Origin of the sequence: Asticcacaulis machinosus (assembly GCF_028550435.1) — a bacterium.
Classification (GTDB): domain Bacteria; phylum Pseudomonadota; class Alphaproteobacteria; order Caulobacterales; family Caulobacteraceae; genus Asticcacaulis; species Asticcacaulis machinosus.
The window spans coordinates 1,167,700-1,186,081 of the sequence record NZ_JAQQKV010000001.1 but is presented as its reverse complement, the minus strand read 5'-3'; the positions used below and the strand labels follow the sequence as shown (position 1 = coordinate 1,186,081).

Sequence of the window (18,382 nt, the reverse complement as noted above, 5' to 3'; positions counted from 1 at the left end):
CCAAGTCTCGGGGACACAGGGAGTGTCAAATGACGATAAGACGCCATTGTCTGGCCTTGGACCTCGTGGCTGAGGCCGATTTGATTGCGCGCTACCGGGCATGGCATGCGCCGGGGCAGGTGCCTTTAGCGGTAACGCGCTCTATTCGTGACGCTGATATTCGTGAATTGGAAATCTGGCAGGCTGGTGATCGCTTGTTTATGATCATGGAGGTCGGGCCGGATTTTTCGCCGGCCGCCAAAGCTGCGGCGGACATGGCGTCAGAGGACGTGCAGGCGTGGGAGCGGCTGATGTGGGAGTTTCAAAAGCCGTTGCCCTTTGCCCAGCCCGGGGAGAAGTGGGTCGCCATGCAAACGATTTATGCCCTTTTCGAACAGCCTTGAACGATACACTATCTAACGCCGGAGGCGCTCTATGAAAACACTTCCCCTTATGCTGACCGCATGTTGGTTCGCGATGTCGGCTATACCGGCTCAAGGCCAGGCGCCGACCCCGCCGCGAAAAGTGCTAAAGCAGCCGGCTAAGCCGATTCCTGATGGGCCTGTGCAACCCAACTGGTCATCTTTGAAAGCCTATTATCAGGTGCCGGAATGGTTCAAAGACGCAAAGTTTGGGCTATTCATTCATTGGGGGGTATATTCTGTGCCCGCCGCACAAAGTGAGTGGTATCCACGGCATATGTACCGCACCGCGGGCGTGATCAAGTTGCACGAGACGCGCTTTGGAGCTCAGGATAAATTCGGCTACAAGGACTTCATTCCACAGTTCAAGGCCGAAAGGTTTGACCCTGACCTCTGGGCTGATCTGTTCGTCGCCTCTGGCGCCAGATATGTGATTCCGGTCGCAGAGCATCATGATGGCTTTGCCATGTACGACTCAAAGCTGACGAAATGGGATGCCAAGGATATGGGCCCAAAACGCGATCTCCTGGGCGACCTGATGGTGTCGGTTCGCAAGCGCGGCCTTAAGTTTGGCGTGTCCAATCACCGTATCGAGCACTGGGGTTTCATGTACCCGACAGAGGGGTTGAAAACGGATTTGTTTGACCCGAAATATGCCGATTTCTACGGACCACCCCAACCCCAGAAGACGGGTATGCCGTCGGGCATGGGCGAGATTATTGACAATGCCGAAGCGCCGCAGTCCGAAGCCTTTCAGGAAGAGTGGCTTCTGCGCACGCAGGAGCAGATCGATAAGTTCCAGCCTGATCTCCTATGGTTTGATAATGGCATAAACCCGAGATCTCTTGATCCGGTGAAGCTGCGTCTGGCCGCCTATTATTATAACAGCGCCGAAACGTGGGGGAGGCCGGTCACACTGACGACCAAAAAGGATGCCTATCTTGAGGGCACGGTCAAGGACTATGAGCGTCAGTGGCAGGCACCGTTTTCTTTGCAGACGGCCCCGTATCAGGTTGACGACGCATTGGGCGACAAGTGGGGCTATGTCGAAGGCATGGGCCATCTCAGTGCGCAGGCGGTGCTTTATCGTCTGATTGAAAACGTGTCACGCGGCGGCAACCTATTGCTCAATATTTCACCCAAGGCAGATGGGACCATTCCTGATGATCAGGCAGCGGTTTTGCGTGACGTTGGGGGGTGGCTGAAGGTGAACGGGGAGGCGATTTATGGCACGCGGACCTGGAAACAGGATAACGATTCCATTGTTCGCTATACCCGCAAAGGTGACACCCTTTACGCTATATTGCTGGCCTGGCCGGAGGATACGCTCAACCTGATGGCCTTGCCTCAGAATATTGGTCGCGCCAAACAAGTAACCCTGATCGGATCGGATCAGCCGGTCAAGTTCACGCAAAATGATGCCGGTATGAACGTGACATTGCCCGGTTCCAGGACTGGCCGTCACGCCTATGTCCTTAAGATTGAAGGGATGAAACTGTCTGACCCCGCCGCCCATTGACGCGGTTTTCGAGTGTCACAATTCGGCGATGGCTTTGAGAACCGACCCCTGATTGGCGATGAGATCTGGAATGACGGATGGCAGGTCAAACAGGGGGAAGCTGTGCGTCTTCAAGGCGTCTGTTGGTATCAAGCCATCACGGATGGCGCTGATGACGCGCGCGAAATCTTCAGACGTCGCGTTGCGGCTGCCGATGAGTTGCATTTCACGTTTATGGAACTCGGGATCGGCGAAGCTGATTGTGTCTTTTACCACGCTGACCAGAACATAGCGGCCACCATGAGCGACATACCCAAAGCCCTTTTCGATAGCTTTGGCGCTACCGGTGCAATCAAAGACGATGTCGAAAAATTCTGCATCGGTGCGTTCTACCAAATAGGCCTCAAGGCCCTCATCTACAACCGCGGTGTTCGATATTCCGACGCGTTCGCGCGCGTATCTTAGCCGCTGCGGGCTGGTATCGATTAGGGTGACCTCGGCGCCCGACATGGCAGCAAACAATGCGGCACCGACGCCGATAGGGCCCGCGCCGACGATCAGCGCCCGGTCACCAAATTGCGTTTGGCCGCGACGCACCGCGTGGGCTCCAACCGACAGAAATTCAACCATAGCCGCCTGGTCATAGGTTAGGCCATCGACGGCAAGAACCGCACTTTCCGGGACCGAAAGATATTCGGTCATGCCACCGTCGATGTGCACCCCGAGTACCCGGATATCGACGCAGCAATTTGGTTTGCCCTTTCGGCAGGCGATGCATTGTCCGCACGACAGGTATGGGTTGACGGTCACAAGATCACCTTCGCGAAAGGCAGATCGCGCGTCTGTCTCAGCCACAGTTCCCGCCAACTCGTGACCCATAACTCGCGGGTAAGCGAGAAATGGCTGATTTCCGGCAAAGATATGGTAGTCCGTGCCACATAATCCGACCCGGCGAATACGGATCAACAGGTCGTCCGGTCGGCGTTCGGGTTTTGAGCGGATATCGACACCCAGGGACTGAGGGGCCTCGCAAATGACTGCTTTCATATCAACCTCTAAAAATCATAACGGACAGTTACTACCGCTTGTGAAAGTTGGCAAGCCGCATTAAGGTGCGGGTCACACAGATGTCGTGCAAAGCGACGCTCAATACAGGCGGAAATAATGGACAACACTCAGACTACACGCAGGGGAGCTGCAGCTCTTTGGCCACTCATCCTTATCACGAGTTTGTTCTTTTTTTGGGGAATCGCCAACAACCTGAATGATGTGCTGATCCCGCAGTTCAAAAAAGCTTTCATCCTTACCGATCTCCAGTCGGGTCTGGTTCAGTCTGCTTTTTACATGGGTTATTTCCTGTTGGCCCTGCCAGCCGCGTTTGTAATGCGCCGATTTGGTTACAAGGCCGCCGTCGTCTTGGGGCTAGTCTTATACGCCACCGGTGCCTTTTTGTTCTATCCGGCCGCCGACAATCATCAGTATGGCTGGTTCCTGGGGGCCTTGTTCGTGATTGCATCTGGTCTGGCGTTCCTAGAAACCTCGGCCAATCCGCTGATCACTGTGCTTGGTGACCCGGACAAGGCCGCTTTTCGATTAAATCTCGCGCAAAGTTTCAATCCCTTGGGCGCACTCAGCGGGATCTTCATCGGCCAGCATTTCATTCTGTCGGGTATCGAGCATGACGAGGTGGCACTCAGCGCCATGTCAGAGGCCGCGCGACAGGCTTTTTACGTCTCTGAGGTCAAGGCCGTGCAGGGACCTTACCTAATAATTGGCTGCGTGGTGTTGCTGTGGGCTGTTCTCGTGCTGGTATCGAAGTTTCCGGTCGCCGCCAACGTTGACGCGCAGAACGATTCCAGCGACGAGATTACGTTTGGGCAATCGGTGGCGCGCCTGTTTTCAAAACCGCATTTTCTGTTCGGTGTCGTGGCTCAGTTTTTCTACGTTGGTGCCCAGGTCGGAATTTGGAGCTTTACCATTCGCTATGCGCAAGTCGAACTGGGCATGGCCGAAAAAGAGGCCGCCAACTATCTCTACTACGCCCTGATCGCCTTTGCCATAGGGCGCTTCGCTGGTACAGCTCTGATGACGCGCGTGCGGCCTGGACTGATCCTTGGCGTATTTGCCCTGATCAATGTGGCCTTGACACTTTATGCGGTCCTATCCGGGGGCATTAATGGTTTGTATGCCCTGACCGCGTCTAGCTTTTTCATGTCGATCATGTTCCCAACCATTTTTGCCACCTCGGTGCAGGGCCTGGGCAATCTGACCAAGACCGGGTCATCGCTGCTAGTCATGAGTATTGTGGGCGGGGCCGCCCTACCGGCTGTCATGGGCCTGATCTCGGATCAGAGCCATATGCGTGCAGGTTTTGTCGTCACGACGATCTGTTTTGCGGTCATCGCCTTATATGCCCTGCGTGCACCGAAGGCCGAGATCGCGCTGACCGGTAGTCATGGCCATTAATCGGAGGGCGTGTCGTGCAACTGCGCACAATCGGTAGGACGACCGTCACCGTCAGCCTTCTGGGGTTTGGTGCCTCAGGCATTGGTAATTTATATCGCGCTATGAGCGATGAGGCAGGCGAGGCGGTTATCAATGCGGCAATTGGCGCGGGCATTCGCTATGTTGATACCGCGCCGCGCTATGGCCATGGGTTGTCGGAGCGTCGCCTTGGAACGGTCTGCAACACGGTGCCTAAACAGGATGTCACGCTGTCGACCAAGGTTGGCCGCCGTTTGACGCCGATTTTACCGCCGCCACCGGGTACCAGCCGGCATGGCTTTGTCGATGCCGATCCGTTTGAGGAGCACTTCGATTATAGTTATGACGGCGTTATGCGCTCATTTGAGGACAGCCTGCGCAGGCTCCAGCGAGAGTCTATTGATATTCTGTTCGCCCATGACCTCGGTCGTATGACCCATGGCACCGATCATCAGCGTCACCTCAGCGCGTTCCTGAGCGGCGGATACCGCGCCATGTGTGAGTTGAGGTCAGATGGTCGAGTCGGCGCTATAGGGTTGGGCGTCAACGAATGGGAGATTTGTGCGGATGTGATGCGTGATGCCGACCTGGATGTAGTCATGCTGGCTGGACGCTACACCTTGCTGGAACAGGCCCCGCTAGATCACTTCCTGCCGGAATGCAAACGGCGTGGTGTCTCGGTTATTGCCGCGGCTCCGTTTAATTCGGGGATACTGGCAACAGGCGCCTCCGGGCCCAAGATTGGCCATTATAATTATGATGCGCCGCCCCCAGGCATCATTGAGCGGGTACGCCGCATAGAGGCTATTGCCCGCGCTCATGATGTGCCGCTGGCCGCTGCCGCCTTGCAATTTCCATTAGGACATCCGGTTGTGGCCTCGGTCGTGAGCGGGATGTCGGGGCGTTCCCAGGTTTTGGCAACGGTGCGCTTGTTGGAGACTTCTATTCCGGCAGGTTTTTGGGCCGATCTGATCTCAGAGGGACTTATGCGGGACGATGTTCCAGCCCCGATCCATATGGCAAGCGCATCTAAAGATCGTCCCAATTCACTTTAATCTCGTCGTTCGGTCTCAGAGAGCCTCCATGTTTAATCATCCGCTTCGTCATGAAACCCAGCTCGTCGGCGCTGTGCTATTGAGTCTTCTCATGGGCCTGAGTGCTAAGGCAGAGACGGCGAGCGGCGAGGCCAGGACGGTTCAGCCGGCGGGCGTGTGGGTGCGTTCCGGCAGTGCCGGAGCCCGCAATGTCACCGATACCCGCGCTGACAAACTGGAAAATATCACGGTGCGTCAGTCGCTGCGTCTTACGCTCGGCGGCGATGCCGTGCAGGTTCGGGTGTCTAATCAATATGGATCAAAGCCTCTTGTCATCGGGGAGGCTAGCGTGCGGGTTGGTGGAGGCCAGATTCGACCGGTGCGGTTTTCGGGGCAGGCCAGATATTCGGTGCCACCAGGCGCGATTGCGGTCAGTGACCCGGTTGCGGTCGAAATTGCGCCATTAAGTGTGGCCGAAGTCAGCCTATACTTGCCCGAGGCGACCGCCGCTACGACGATGCGGCGTGATCCCAAAAATCTGGCGCAGTTTTCGTCGTCCGGCAATTACGTCCAGATCGCTGACATGCCCGTCGTGTCCTCGTCCGCTTACAGCCCATTCGTGACGGGCATTGATGTGCACACGCCGACCGCCAAAGGCACCATCGTCGCGCTCGGTGACTCAATCACAGATCCGGATTGCACATTTGATGATCGACTGTGCCGATGGAGTGACGTTCTGGCAGAGCGCCTGATTAAAGGTGGCAAGCCGTATGCGGTTGCCAATGCGGGTATCTCCGGAAATCGTATTCTGACAGACGGCACCGGGCCCTCTGTTCTGGCGCGGTTTGAGCGCGATGTTCTAAGTGTACCTCAGGCTACCCACCTGATTGTTCTTGTGGGCATCAACGATATAGGTGCGTCCGGACCCGGCCGAAACGGGGCTGCCGATACACCACTCGCCTCATGCGAGGACATGGTTGCCGGCTATAGGCAGATGATCGTGCGCGCGCACGTGCATGGCATAAAAGTATATGGCGCTGAAATTCTGCCGTTTGCGGGCGCGGGTTATTTTTCACCGGACAAAGACGCTGTCAGACTTTGTGTCAACGAATGGATACGCACTTCAAACGCTTTTGACGCCCTGATTGATTTTTCGGCGGCGGTGGCTGATCCCGCCAATCGGGCCGTTCTGGCGACTGGCCTGCAAACCGGTGACAATCTGCATCCCAATCCCGCGGGGCAGCGCGCCATGGGACAGATCATTAATCTCGGATTGTTTGACTAAGGCCGATTTCTTTAGGACTGCTCGTCGCAGGTCTGCCACACATCAATTATTGTTGGCCGGAAGACGGTCACCAAGCTTGCTGGAAATAGCCCGTGCACAGGCGGCCAGGCGTACGCGAGCGTCATCGCGCTTGACCGTTTGCGTGCCGTCGATGACGTCAAGAAATGGCACCGTCAGGGCCGCGACGATGGTGCCATCGAAGCCGAAAATAGGGTAACTCATGTCCGTGACCCCGCGCGTCCGGGCGCTGGGCATTTGCTCGTACCCCTGACGCCTGACCTTATTGAGCCGGTCAAGAAGCGCTCCATGTGCCTCCGTTTCTGTGTCGACCCCGGCAAAGGCCTCATGGCGTTTTGCATCGTCGGCAAATGCCAAAAGCACATGTCCGGAACAGCTCTGAAGCAGGGGAATTTCCGACCCGAGACGAACGACCAGGCCGGTAGGGCCCGGTGTTTCTTGTCGGAGTACAACGAGCCCCCGTATGCCGGTATTGATCACGAGGTGGCAGGATTGATCAATGTCCTGAGCGAGTTCATGCATGAGCGGGGAGGCCACCGTGGTTAGTTCCTGCGCCGGCGTTGCCCTGAACGCCAGTTCAAGAACCTTGTAGGTCACGGTCACCTTATCTGACTTAGGATCACGGAACACCCAGCCCCGGCGTTGCATGACGATGATGACGCGGAAGATTTCGCTAATGGATCTCAGCTTGAGCCGGGTCGCGATCTCGGAAATCGTAAGTCCCTGCGGCTCGGTCGCCAACAATTCAATGACGTTGAAACCCTTTTCAAGGGCCGGGGCGGCGTAGGTATTTACCGACGTCAAGGTTCGGGAGGTGGGCTCGGGCTTTTGCATAAATCCATGACTATTCGGTTGTCGAACCGTTGGCAAGATGTCCTCGCTGCATCCCAAATTGTATTACTTTTGCATCAACGAAAAATCTTTTCTGCGCATGTTGGATCAAGATGTTGCAAACTAGCGGGGATGGTATAAGGTTTCATATAGGAAATGGAATCGCCGTTGCGCGTCTTAAGCTGTTTCCAAAAGCGCGCAACAAAAATGCGTCACAAAAACAGGAAATGAGGAACACATGTCGACACTCAAAAAGGTGGTAATTCGCCGTAAATCACGTCTGTTAGCCACATCTGCGGTGATGGGATTGGCAATGGTCTGCGGTTCTGTGCAGGCGCAGGAGAGTGATGCCGGCAGTTCCGAAGAGATTGAAACCGTGGTCGTGCAAGGCTTCAGGGCCTCGCTTCAAAGCGCCATGAACATAAAGAAGCGCAACGACGGGATCGTCGACGCTATCGTTGCCGAAGACATGGCCAAATTCCCGGATGCCAACCTGGCTGAATCGATTCAACGGATACCTGGCGTGACCCTGACGCGATCCGATGGGGGCGAGGGGCGCAATATTACCGTGCGCGGCCTCAACGCGGGCTTTACGCGGGTTCGGATTAACGGGATCGAAGGCACGACGGCGACCGGCGCCTCGGATATTCTGGGATCTACAAACCGCTCACGTGCGTTCGATTTTTCGGTATTTGCCTCTGACCTGTTTAACGCCATTGAGGTTCGCAAAACCTCCTCAGCTGATGTCGAAGAGGGCTCGCTCGGGGCGACCGTCGATCTGAAAACCGGAAAGGCCTTTGATAATCCTGGCTTTCATTACGCAATATCCGCCCAGTCTTTGAACAACGAACTTGAGGGCGGTAACCATCCGCGCGTCGCGGGCATCATTTCGAATACCTGGGGGCAGTTTGGCGTTCTGGGGTCTGTGGCCTGGTCCAAGCGTTCGCTGTTAGAAGAAGGGTATGAGGCTGTTGACATTCTGGCGGCGAGCCAGGATGGCGGCTTCTGTTCACCGGTAGGCTATGCGCCTCAAAACCCCGCGAATAATGCCACCAAAGGCACCGATGCCGCCAATTGCGCTACAGGCATCCCCAGAACCTCGTCTCTGGCCGACTACACGGATGTTATGGGGCGCACCGATAGCTGGGCGGGCACCAATGTGGCGGGGTCTGGCGCTTTCCATCCGCGCCTGCCGCGCTACCGTCGTTCACTCACCGATTATGAACGTATGGGAGCGACCTTGGCGCTGCAATGGCGCCCGTCAGATGCCACACGTCTTGACCTTGATCTGATGTATGGAAAGTTTGAGAACACCCGTCACGACAACTACATTTTAGCCCTGTCAAACGGTCGGAATGCGGGGGCGGGTGGTAAGCCTTATTCGTCGATTGTTGAGGCCGAGTTCGCCGATGATGGTTCATGGGTATATGGTAAGCTCAACGGCGTTGATATCCGCTCAGAAGGCCTGCGCGATGTCTATACGACGACCTACAAGCAGATCACGCTCACCGGCAGCCATGTCTTCAACGAAAAATTCCGCATCAATGGCTTGATTGGGCTAAATAACTCGTTGCTGGATGAGCCTATCCGTACGACCATTCAGATCGATATTCCAAACGTCAACGGCTTCTCATGGGATTTCCGCGAGAATGAAGATATTCCGTTGTTGACGTTTGGAACGGACGTTGCCAATCCCAACCTATACCTGTTCAACTCAGGCACGGAGCCTGATGGTACGGTTCATGGTGCCTGGAACGGTCGCTTCCTGACCACTGAATCCAATCTCAAGACCTATGAGTTGAACTCAATTTACGACGTCAACGACAACTTCAGCTTCCATGCCGGTGCATCTTTCCGGCAGAATGACTGGCACAATGTCGAGGGTGGTCCTTCGGCGCAGCCGTTCCCGTCCTTGCCCGCCGGGACGTCGCTCGCGTCCTTGACCCGTCAGATCAGTGGTTTTGGGAAGAACCTCGATGGCCCGTCTGGCGTTCTGAGTAGCTGGACCGCCATCGACCTCGATAAATTCCTGGATATCTATAATGTCCATTGTTATTGCTCAAGCGTACCGGGCGCTGCGCCCGCTGTACCTCCGGGGGTGCGCGATATCGCCGAAGAGGTCACGGCCATCTACGCGATGGGCAAATTCAACTACAGTGTCGGATCTGTCGATCTTCGCGGTGACTTCGGTATACGTCAGGTCAAGACTGAGGTTCAGTCATCGGGTATTGTTACGGCTGGCACTACGCGATCATATGTGACTGTGCCCAATGAATATATGGACACCTTACCGTCATTTAATCTGACCGCAATTCTGCCAAACGATCTATATCTGCGGTTCTCGGCGGCCAAGGTCTTGTCACGCCCAGAATATGTTAACCTGGCACCGACATCGACTGTAAATACAACGGTTCAGACTGTGTCTATCGGGAATCCCGAGCTCGATCCGATCCGCGCCGATACCTTCGATCTTCAGGCGGAATGGTATTTTGCCGAAGGCGCGCTACTCTCGGCGGGTCTGTTCCACAAGAAGATTGATACCTTCATCCAAGGCTTTTCCGCACTTCTGCCTTGGAACACTCTGGGTCTGCCAGATGATCTTCTGACCAGCGGTGGCACCTGTTCCATTACGGGTGGTACTCCGGTGTGTCCGTCGTCGCCCACTACTCTGTTTAACGTGTCGCGGTCGGTAAACACCGATGGTGGCGATCTGTCCGGCCTCGAAGTCAGCTATCAACAGCCGTTTACGTTCCTGCCTGGCATTTTAAAGAACACAGGTTTGATCGCCAACTGGACCCATGTTGAGTCTGAAATCGAATATATCACCCGTATCGACAACCCGACGACGCCGGCGAATGAAGAGTTGAAGGTAACGGGCGATTTTACCGGCCTGTCGCGCAATGCCTACAACCTCACCCTTTACTATGAAGATGCGAAGTTTTCGGCTCGGATTTCCGGCAACCACAAAGGGCGGGCTATCAACAACGTTCTGGGCAATGTCGCGGGTCACGATTTCATTTTCACCGATCCGGCCACCTATGTTGACTTTAGCACAACCTACAAGGTTACGCCTCGCCTTAACCTCACGCTTGAAGGCCAAAACATAACCGATCAGGGGGTTCGCTTCGGGCAGGACAAAGAGCGCAACGACACGCGTCTTTATGTCCACTCTGGCCGAACCATCACTGTGGGCTTCAATTACAAATATTGATCTTCCGATCGGTCAACTCATCCCTGGCCGTGACCCTGACTGGCCCTCCGGCTCCTGGTGTCGGAGGGCTGTTTTTTTAATTTTCGCAGACGGGAGTGTTTATGTCCGAACTTAGCAGACGCAATCTGATGACCAGCGTGGCCGTGGTGGGTGGGGTCGCATTTCTGCCGGCAACCGTAACCGCGCAAACCCCTGTACCTTCCGATCTGAAACCCGACGTCCAGAACGATCTCAAGCTGTGGTATGATCGTCCGGCCGATGAGTGGGTGAAGGCACTGCCGGTCGGTAATGGCCGTCTGGGCGGCATGGTGTTTGGCGGCGTGGCCTTTGAGCGCATTCAACTCAATGAGGATACCTTCTTTGCGGGCGGGCCGTATAACCCTACCAATCCAAGGTCAAAAGAAGGTCTGCCGCAGGTTCAGAAACTGGTTTTTGAGGGTAAGTACGCCGAGGCTGAAAAGCTGGCCAATGACACCCTGATCAGCACGCCCAATAAGCAGATGGCCTATCAGCCGATCGGAGACCTTATCCTGTTGTTTCCGGGGCTGGACAACACCTCACGCTATGAGCGCAGCCTTGATCTTGAGGCGGGCATGGTCGCGACGGAGTTTAATGCCGGATCGACCCGCCATCGCCGCGAAGTGTTCGTCTCTGCCGTTGATCAGGTCATGGTCGTGCGCCTGTCGGGGGACAAGGGCAAACCTGTCACTGTCGATATCGGCCTGTCCAGCCCGCAAAAATCCGAAATCGAAACGGTCGATAACACAATCATCATCCGCGGCGTCAGTCCGACCCAGCAGGGCATCGAAGGCAAATTGCCTTTTGAGGTGCGCGCGCAGGTCATCTCGCCCACCGGCACACTGACGGCACGTGAAGGTGGCGTCTATGTCACGGGGGCTGAGGATGTGGTCATCCTGATTGCGGCGGCCACGGGCTATCGCCGCTATAATGACATTTCGGGCGATCCTGCCGCGTTTAACACGGATATTCTGGCTAAGGCTGCACGCAAGGGCTATGCCGCCATCAGAGACGATTACCTCAAGGATTACAAAACGCTGTTTGAGCGGGTCAGCCTCGATCTGGGGCAGGGGGAAAACGGCAAATTGCCGACCGATCAGCGCATTGCCCGCTTTGGCGATGGCAAGGACCCCGGATTATCGGCGCTTTATCTCCAGTACGGGCGCTATCTGTTGATGTCATCGTCGCGCGGGTCGCGGCAACCGGCAAACCTGCAAGGCATCTGGAACGACAAGCTCAACCCATCCTGGCAGTCCAAATGGACGCTCAACATCAATGCCCAGATGAACTACTGGCCCGCCGAGGTCTGTAACCTGAGCGAGATGATGGACCCGCTGGTGTGCATGGTCGAAGACCTGGCCGAAACCGGCGCGCAACTGGCCAAAGACATGTACGGCGCGCCGGGGTGGGTCATTTTCAACAACACTGATGTCTGGCGGGTGGCGACACCGCCGGACGGTGCGGTCTGGGCCCTGTGGCCGATGGGCGGGCCGTGGCTGCTGCAGAACCTTTGGGAGACGTGGCTTTATAATGGCGATACGGCCTATCTGAAGCGCATCTATCCGCTGATGAAAGGCTCAGCCGAGTTCTATCTGGCGACCCTGCTCAAAGACCCCAACACCGGCTACATGGTCACCAATCCGTCCAATTCTCCGGAAAACCGCCATCCGATGAGCTCATCGCTCAGTGCCGGCCCGGCGATGGACAATCAGTTGCTGCGCGACCTGTTCGCCCATGTGGCAGAGTCGGCCAAAGTGCTGAAAACCGATGCGGCCTTTGCCAAGGCGTGCCTTACCATGCGCGCCAAACTGCCACCGGAAAAGATCGGTAAGGCCGGTCAGTTGCAGGAATGGCAGGCCGACTGGGATATGGACGCCCCCGATATTCATCACCGCCATGTCTCGCATCTGTACGCCTTGCATCCGTCCGATCAGATCACGGTGGAAGGCACCCCCGCACTGGCCGCCGCGGCGCGCAAGTCGCTGGAAATCAGAGGGGATGACGCCACCGGCTGGGGGATTGGCTGGCGCATCAATCTGTGGGCGCGCCTGAAAGACGGCGACCGCGCCTATAGTGTGGTTGAGCGCCTGCTGCATCCGCGCCGCTCATACCCGAACCTGTTTGACGCCCATCCGCCGTTCCAGATCGACGGCAATTTTGGCGGGGCAGCGGGGATCGCGGAAATGCTTTTGCAAACACACGGCAAGCGGATCGAGCTGTTGCCCGCCCTGCCGTCAGCGTGGCCGCAGGGACGTTTTGAGGGCCTCAAAGCCAGAGGCGGTTTTGAGGTTGCCCTGTCATGGCGCGACCGGGCGGTAACTGAGGTGACCATTACCGCTAAAAAAGCCGGAAAAACCCGCATAGTGTGGGGCGCGTCATCGCTGGCGGTATCCCTCAAGGCTGGGCAGTCCGTGCGTGTTGTAGGGCGAAATGGGACGCTTGTCAGGGCTTGAAGCTGAAAAGGAGATGTCCATGAGACCTGTCACGCGCCGGGATATGGCCGGTATCATGGCGTTGACGGCCGCATCAACCTGGCCCGCCAGCGGAGCGGCGCGCGCATCCACTCCGGAGATTGATGATGTCCGCATTGAGTGGCAGGTCAATCCCGCAGGGATAGATACCTTGCGGCCGCGATTTAACTGGCGGTTGGGCCGGGCTGAGGCGCCCGCACGTGGCATTTTGCAGCGGGCGTTCCGATTGCGCGTCGACGACGGAACCTCGGTGATTTTCGACAGTGGGCGCGTGAAATCGGCAAAGCTAAGGTTCCAACCGACGCGCCCGTTGATGCTGAAATCTCAAAACCGATATGGCTACACCCTTGATATCTGGGACAACTCGGGCCGCCATGCCCGCGATACGGGCCACTTCCTGACAGGCCTTATGTCGTCTTCAGATCGCCGAGCGGTCTGGATTTCGAATGGCCCCGACGTTATTCCGTCGCCCGCGATAGAGCGGCGGACGGAAACGATACGCCAGGGCGCGGTTATGCCGTTATTCAGGTCTAGTTTTGTAGTCCAATCATCACCGGTGCTGGCGCATCTGTGTGTGGCCGGTCTGGGGCAATATCAATTGTCCCTCAATGGCAAACCGGTGGGGGCGGTCGGACTAAACGGGCACTGGACGGACTACACCAAGACGATCCTTTATGATGCTTATGACGTTACCGGACTTGTTCTGGCGGGCTCCAATGACATCGACGTGGCGCTCGGCAATGGCTTCTTCAATGTGGAAAGTGTTGAGGGGCGCTATGCCAAGCTGTCAGGCCGATTTGGAGCGCCGCAACTGTGGCTCCAAATGCGCCTGGTCTATCCCGACGGACGAGAGGTCTATGTCACCAGCAATGGGCAATGGATGACCGCCAACAGTGGAACATTTCTGTCGTCAATATACGCTGGCGAAGACTATGACGCCCGAACGGTTCCGGCCTTTGTGCCAGCGGTAGAGATAAAAGGGACCGGCGGTGCGCTGAAGGCATCAAGTTTTGCCCCCCTCAGCGTGCGGGAACGCTTGAAACCTAAGGTGACCGTCGCGCGAGTGGGGGACGTACTTGTCTTTGATTTTGGTCTCAACCATTCGGGGCGACCGGTCATAACCTTGACAGACACGCAACCGGGGCAGGTCGTACGGATTCTGCCGTCTGAGCTTTTGCTTGAGAATGGCACAATCGACCAGCAAAGCCAGATTGGTGGGCAGAAGCGGGGCTATAAGGGTATAGGTTTCACCTATATCTGCAGGGGCGGCGGGCTCGAGACATGGGCACCACAGTTCACCTATACGGGCTACCGCTATCTTCAGGTCGAAGGGTCCCTGCGGGCTCAGATATCTATTGAGAGCGACTTTATCAGCGCGGCACTGGATGATACCGGCACCTTTTCATCATCTGACAGCAATCTTGAGGCGATTCATAGCCTCATTCGTCAGGCCTTGGTGAGCAATACAGCCAGCGTACTTACCGATTGTCCGCATCGCGAAAAGCTGGGATGGCTGGAACAGATTTATCTCAATGCCGCGACTACGATGATGAATCTCGACACCGTTCGGCTCTATGAGAAAATGGCGTTGGATATGCGCGATGCGCAGTTGCCGACCGGTATGGTGCCCTCCATCGTCCCTGAGTACGTCAAATTCATTGATAAAAAAGGCAAAGATACGCCGTTCAGAGATTCACCCGAGTGGGGGGCCGCCATCATCATGGCGCCATGGTTTGTCTACCAGCTCTATGGAGACCTTGACATTCTGTCGTCTACCTACGAGGCGATGCAGGCACACGCGCAGTATATGCACACACGGCGGGGGGGCGACGGGCTTATCGAGTTCGGTCTGGGGGACTGGTTTGATGTCGGTCCGGCGACACCGGGCGTGGCCCAGTTGACATCCCTGAAAATGACGGGGACGGCCACCTATATTCTGGAACTCGATACTCTGGCCAAGATCGCTAACTGTCTGGGGCGATCCGCAGCGCCCTATGCTGACCTGGCGAGCCAAGCCAGAGCCGACCTGAGGCGTGCTTTGTATGACCCGGCAACGGGTCGTTTTGATACGGGCTCTCAAACCGCACAGGCCATGGCGATCGTTTTAAACCTGGTACCGCCAGACGAGGTCGCCAGGGTAATGTCAAGGTTGATTGACGATATCCGTACCCACCAAAATCATTTGACGGCCGGCGATATCGGCTTTCACTACGTGGTGCGGGCGTTGAGCGACAGGGGTCGAAGCGATGTCCTCTACCAGATGCTGACCCAGCCCGATAAGCCGTCATATCTTGAGCAGATCCAAAAGGGTGCCACGGCACTGACAGAAGCCTGGGACGGTGCCCCTCACGCCTCGCAAAACCACTTCATGTTGGGACATGCTGAGATCTGGTTCTGGCAGGGACTGGGCGGAATCAATCTTGACTTCAGCGCGGATGCGCCGCTGGTAATAGCGCCGCAGCCTGTAGACAAGGTCGCAAGTACACGCGTGACCTACCGGTCAGTGGTGGGGACCATCAAGTCAGGCCTTTCAGTACAGGGGCGGCGGACCAGGTTATCCGCCACGGTACCGGAAGGGGTTGAGGCGCTCATAAAGGTGCCTACCGTGAAGCCACTTTACGAAGGTAGCCGCCGTTTAACAAAGGGCAATGGTATTACAGATATCGCTTTGGTTAACGGGCAGTCCCATGTTCGGGTTGGGTCCGGCACTTATGAGTTCGAATATGACACGGATGTCTGAAGACCCATTACGCTTCAACGCGCATGGCATTTCTGACGTGAGCGATAAAGCGGTCGTTGAAAGCGAGCGCTGCGGCCCCCAGTGCTGGCGCATCTTCGGCCAGATCGGCCTGAAGGATCGGGGGCAAGGTCAGCCGGCTGCCAAAGACTCGGAGGCGATCGCCCAATTTTTCACACAAGCGATCGATCAAGGCCGGCGGCAATCTGCCACCGATCAAAATCATCTCCGGATCGACGCTATAAATCATGGCCAGCAGAGGCAGGGTCAGGAAATCAACACCATTATCTATCCACGCATCGATAATGTCGCTTTCCGACAAGAGGTAAGGCTTGATGTCGTCAGGATGTTCAACGTCGTATCCGGCGTTTCGAAACTGCGCCCGCAGGTCAGAAAAGACGAACGCGTCGCCAACGGTCTTGCCAAGATCTGTGCGCGTGGGATCCGTTGGATGTATAAGCGGAAGGAAGCTGAGTTCGCCACTGCGTCCGTGGGCACCGCGATGATATCGCTGATTGATGACCAGGCCGCCCCCCAGGCCCGACGAGAACAACAGGTAGAAAAAGCTATTGAGCTTCAGGCCTTTGCCAAAGTGCATTTCACCGATCGAGGCCGCGGCCGCATCGTTTTCAATGTAGACCGGCAGGTGAAAGGTTTCGGAAAGAAGGCGCTGAATATCGGTCTCGGACCACAGGTGATAGCTGTCAGGCTGGCCCGGCAGTCTAACTTCACCCAGGTCGTCGGGCATACCTATGCCTAATCCGATGATGCGTTTGACATCAACAATGCGTTTCTTGGTGATGTGGTCTATTTGCGTCTTGAGGAAGGCAAGGACGTCTTCAGGTAAGGAGAACGCGATCTCTTCACTTATCCGGAAACGGACGTTGCCACTGAAGTCGAGTACGACGAACGTCAAATGGTCGCGGTCAATATTGAGGCCGAGGGAAAATGCCCCATCGGGGTTGATACACAGTTTTTGCGCCGGTTGGCCGCGCATCCCTTCGATCCGACCCGCCTTTTTCACCAGCTTGGTGCGTATCAGCTGATTGGTGATGTTGGAAATAGCCGGCCCCGTCAGGCCCATCATGCGCGCCAATTCGACACGGGTGATTAGACCATGGGCACGGATGGCCTGCAATGTCAGCCAGAGGTTGCGATCGGCAGCGCGCGCAATATTCGTGCCCCCATATTTCTCAGTCGACTCACTCCCGTCGGTTGAAGCGTCGTCAAAATTTTGCAATGAATCGAGGAAAAACAACGACAAATCCAGTCCCATATCTTGCTAGAGCGCGTTCAATCAGGGTGTTGTGGTCATGTAAGGCGCATTCGCGCCGAATGTGCAAGGGCAAAGGGCGCCCGCGTCAGGGCTTCGCGGCGTCAAGGGTTGTTATAAGCCATGCTCGTAATCGCTCAGCCAAGTCATTATCCATCGGTTTTAGCGCCGATCGCGACGCCTGCGGAATATGGGCCGCCGGATCGCCGTTATCCTCAAAAATGTAGTGAGATATCAGCGATCTCCAAGCTTCCCGCTCAGCTCGTGGGAGGTGGCGCACGCTAAGCAAGCCATGGACCAGCCAATTGAAAGGATTGCCGCATTCGGCGGGATAATCGCGCCACCAATAGTTGATGAGCGTATTCACTCCCGTCATAGCCTCGACATGATGCCACCAGGGGCTCGGGATATAGATGGCGTCTCCCGGCTCAAGTTTGCAGCTCATGGCGGCGTTCATGGCATTTTTAAAGCGTGGAAAGGTGTCATAATCTGGTTGCGTGGGATCGGCGAGGCTGACCGGTTGCCCGGCTGGCGTGAAATCGAGGGGCCCCACATAGAGGTTGGCCACCTGATCCGGCGGGAAAAGCGTGAACTGGCGACGTCCGGCAAGGACAACGGCCAGATTATCGGCGACGTCAAAATGGGTCGCGACCCGTGTCCGGTTGCCTATCCACAGCCGTCCGGCCGCATGGGGGAGAACCGTATTGATATTTACGTCTGAAAACCCCGGGAACCTGTCATCGGCAAGGGTCGATTGAATAAACAGGGTGTGTGGGTTTGGCGCGTTGCGTAAGTGCAGCAGGTGCTCAAGGAACACGTTCAAGGGCACTGACTGGCGATTGAAATTGAACGCCGTCAATTTGTCGTCATAGAAGTACCGTCCTTTCGCCTCGGGCGGTGCAATGACCGTCTCAAACGGCTGGCCGCTATCGAAGCTTAGCAGGTGCTTACAGAAGGCCTCATCAGACGCGCGCGCGGCGTTTACGGCTGGCCAGTCCTTGGCAAAACCGCGGATTACGAATGGCAGGCGGCGGGTTTTTATTAGAATTTGAAACTGATCGAGCTCTTTCAAAGTCAGCGTGTCGACAGGTCGCATGTCGGCTCCATTGAAAAAAGGGCCC

The 18,382-nt window shown here is 56.3% G+C and carries 12 protein-coding genes; 8 read left to right on the top strand and 4 right to left on the bottom strand.

All coding sequences use genetic code 11. The annotated features are described in order from the left end of the window. The first annotated feature begins 29 nt into the window (after positions 1–29). A complete protein-coding gene (locus PQU98_RS05595; protein WP_272743911.1) occupies positions 30–383 on the top strand; it encodes an L-rhamnose mutarotase in 354 nt (117 codons plus the stop codon). Positions 384–414: 31 nt separating this feature from the next. After that, the gene (locus tag PQU98_RS05590) at positions 415–1,920 is read left to right on the top strand and encodes an alpha-L-fucosidase (protein WP_272743910.1); all 1,506 of its coding nucleotides are present in this window, start codon (positions 415–417) and stop codon (positions 1,918–1,920) included. A gap of 15 nt (positions 1,921–1,935) precedes the next feature. On the opposite strand, the gene PQU98_RS05585 is transcribed toward PQU98_RS05590, so the two are convergent. Continuing rightward, positions 1,936–2,946, bottom strand: coding sequence for a zinc-binding alcohol dehydrogenase family protein (locus PQU98_RS05585; protein ID WP_272743909.1), 1,011 nt, complete (start codon positions 2,944–2,946; stop codon positions 1,936–1,938). 117 nt (positions 2,947–3,063) lie between these two features. On the opposite strand from PQU98_RS05585, the gene fucP reads away from it, so the two are divergent. From fucP to PQU98_RS05570, 3 genes are read left to right on the top strand one after another with little or no spacing between them, the layout of a single operon-like run. Beyond that, the gene (fucP, locus tag PQU98_RS05580) at positions 3,064–4,365 is read left to right on the top strand and encodes an L-fucose:H+ symporter permease (RefSeq protein WP_272743908.1); all 1,302 of its coding nucleotides are present in this window, start codon (positions 3,064–3,066) and stop codon (positions 4,363–4,365) included. A 14-nt stretch (positions 4,366–4,379) separates the two neighbouring features. Then, a complete protein-coding gene (locus tag PQU98_RS05575) occupies positions 4,380–5,438 on the top strand; it encodes an aldo/keto reductase (RefSeq protein WP_272743907.1) in 1,059 nt (352 codons plus the stop codon). A gap of 28 nt (positions 5,439–5,466) precedes the next feature. Next, positions 5,467–6,702, top strand: coding sequence for an SGNH/GDSL hydrolase family protein (locus tag PQU98_RS05570; RefSeq protein ID WP_272743906.1), 1,236 nt, complete (start codon positions 5,467–5,469; stop codon positions 6,700–6,702). 42 nt (positions 6,703–6,744) lie between these two features. On the opposite strand, the gene PQU98_RS05565 is transcribed toward PQU98_RS05570, so the two are convergent. Further along, entirely contained in the window at positions 6,745–7,554 is an 810-nt protein-coding gene (locus tag PQU98_RS05565; RefSeq protein WP_272743905.1) for an IclR family transcriptional regulator, read from the bottom strand. Between the two features lie 235 nt (positions 7,555–7,789). Between PQU98_RS05565 and PQU98_RS05560 the strand changes: the two genes are divergently transcribed. The 3 genes from PQU98_RS05560 to PQU98_RS05550 all read left to right on the top strand — a co-directional run bounded on the left by PQU98_RS05560 (position 7,790) and on the right by PQU98_RS05550 (position 15,991). After that, positions 7,790–10,762 carry a TonB-dependent receptor gene (locus tag PQU98_RS05560; RefSeq protein WP_272743903.1) on the top strand — a complete coding sequence of 991 codons (2,973 nt, stop codon included), beginning with the start codon at positions 7,790–7,792 and terminating at the stop codon, positions 10,760–10,762. Positions 10,763–10,863: 101 nt separating this feature from the next. Further along, positions 10,864–13,233 (top strand): glycoside hydrolase family 95 protein, encoded by a 2,370-nt coding sequence (locus tag PQU98_RS05555; protein WP_272743902.1) that lies wholly within the window; start codon positions 10,864–10,866, stop codon positions 13,231–13,233. A gap of 19 nt (positions 13,234–13,252) precedes the next feature. Then, the gene (locus PQU98_RS05550; RefSeq protein ID WP_272743901.1) at positions 13,253–15,991 is read left to right on the top strand and encodes a family 78 glycoside hydrolase catalytic domain; all 2,739 of its coding nucleotides are present in this window, start codon (positions 13,253–13,255) and stop codon (positions 15,989–15,991) included. Between the two features lie 7 nt (positions 15,992–15,998). Here PQU98_RS05550 and PQU98_RS05545 read toward each other — a convergent pair whose 3' ends face one another. Together PQU98_RS05545 and PQU98_RS05540 are read right to left on the bottom strand one after the other, a co-directional pair. Next, a complete protein-coding gene (locus tag PQU98_RS05545) occupies positions 15,999–17,252 on the bottom strand; it encodes an ROK family transcriptional regulator (RefSeq protein WP_272743900.1) in 1,254 nt (417 codons plus the stop codon). A gap of 97 nt (positions 17,253–17,349) precedes the next feature. Further along, the gene (locus PQU98_RS05540; RefSeq protein WP_272743899.1) at positions 17,350–18,357 is read right to left on the bottom strand and encodes a cupin-like domain-containing protein; all 1,008 of its coding nucleotides are present in this window, start codon (positions 18,355–18,357) and stop codon (positions 17,350–17,352) included. Between the last annotated feature and the right edge of the window lie 25 nt (positions 18,358–18,382).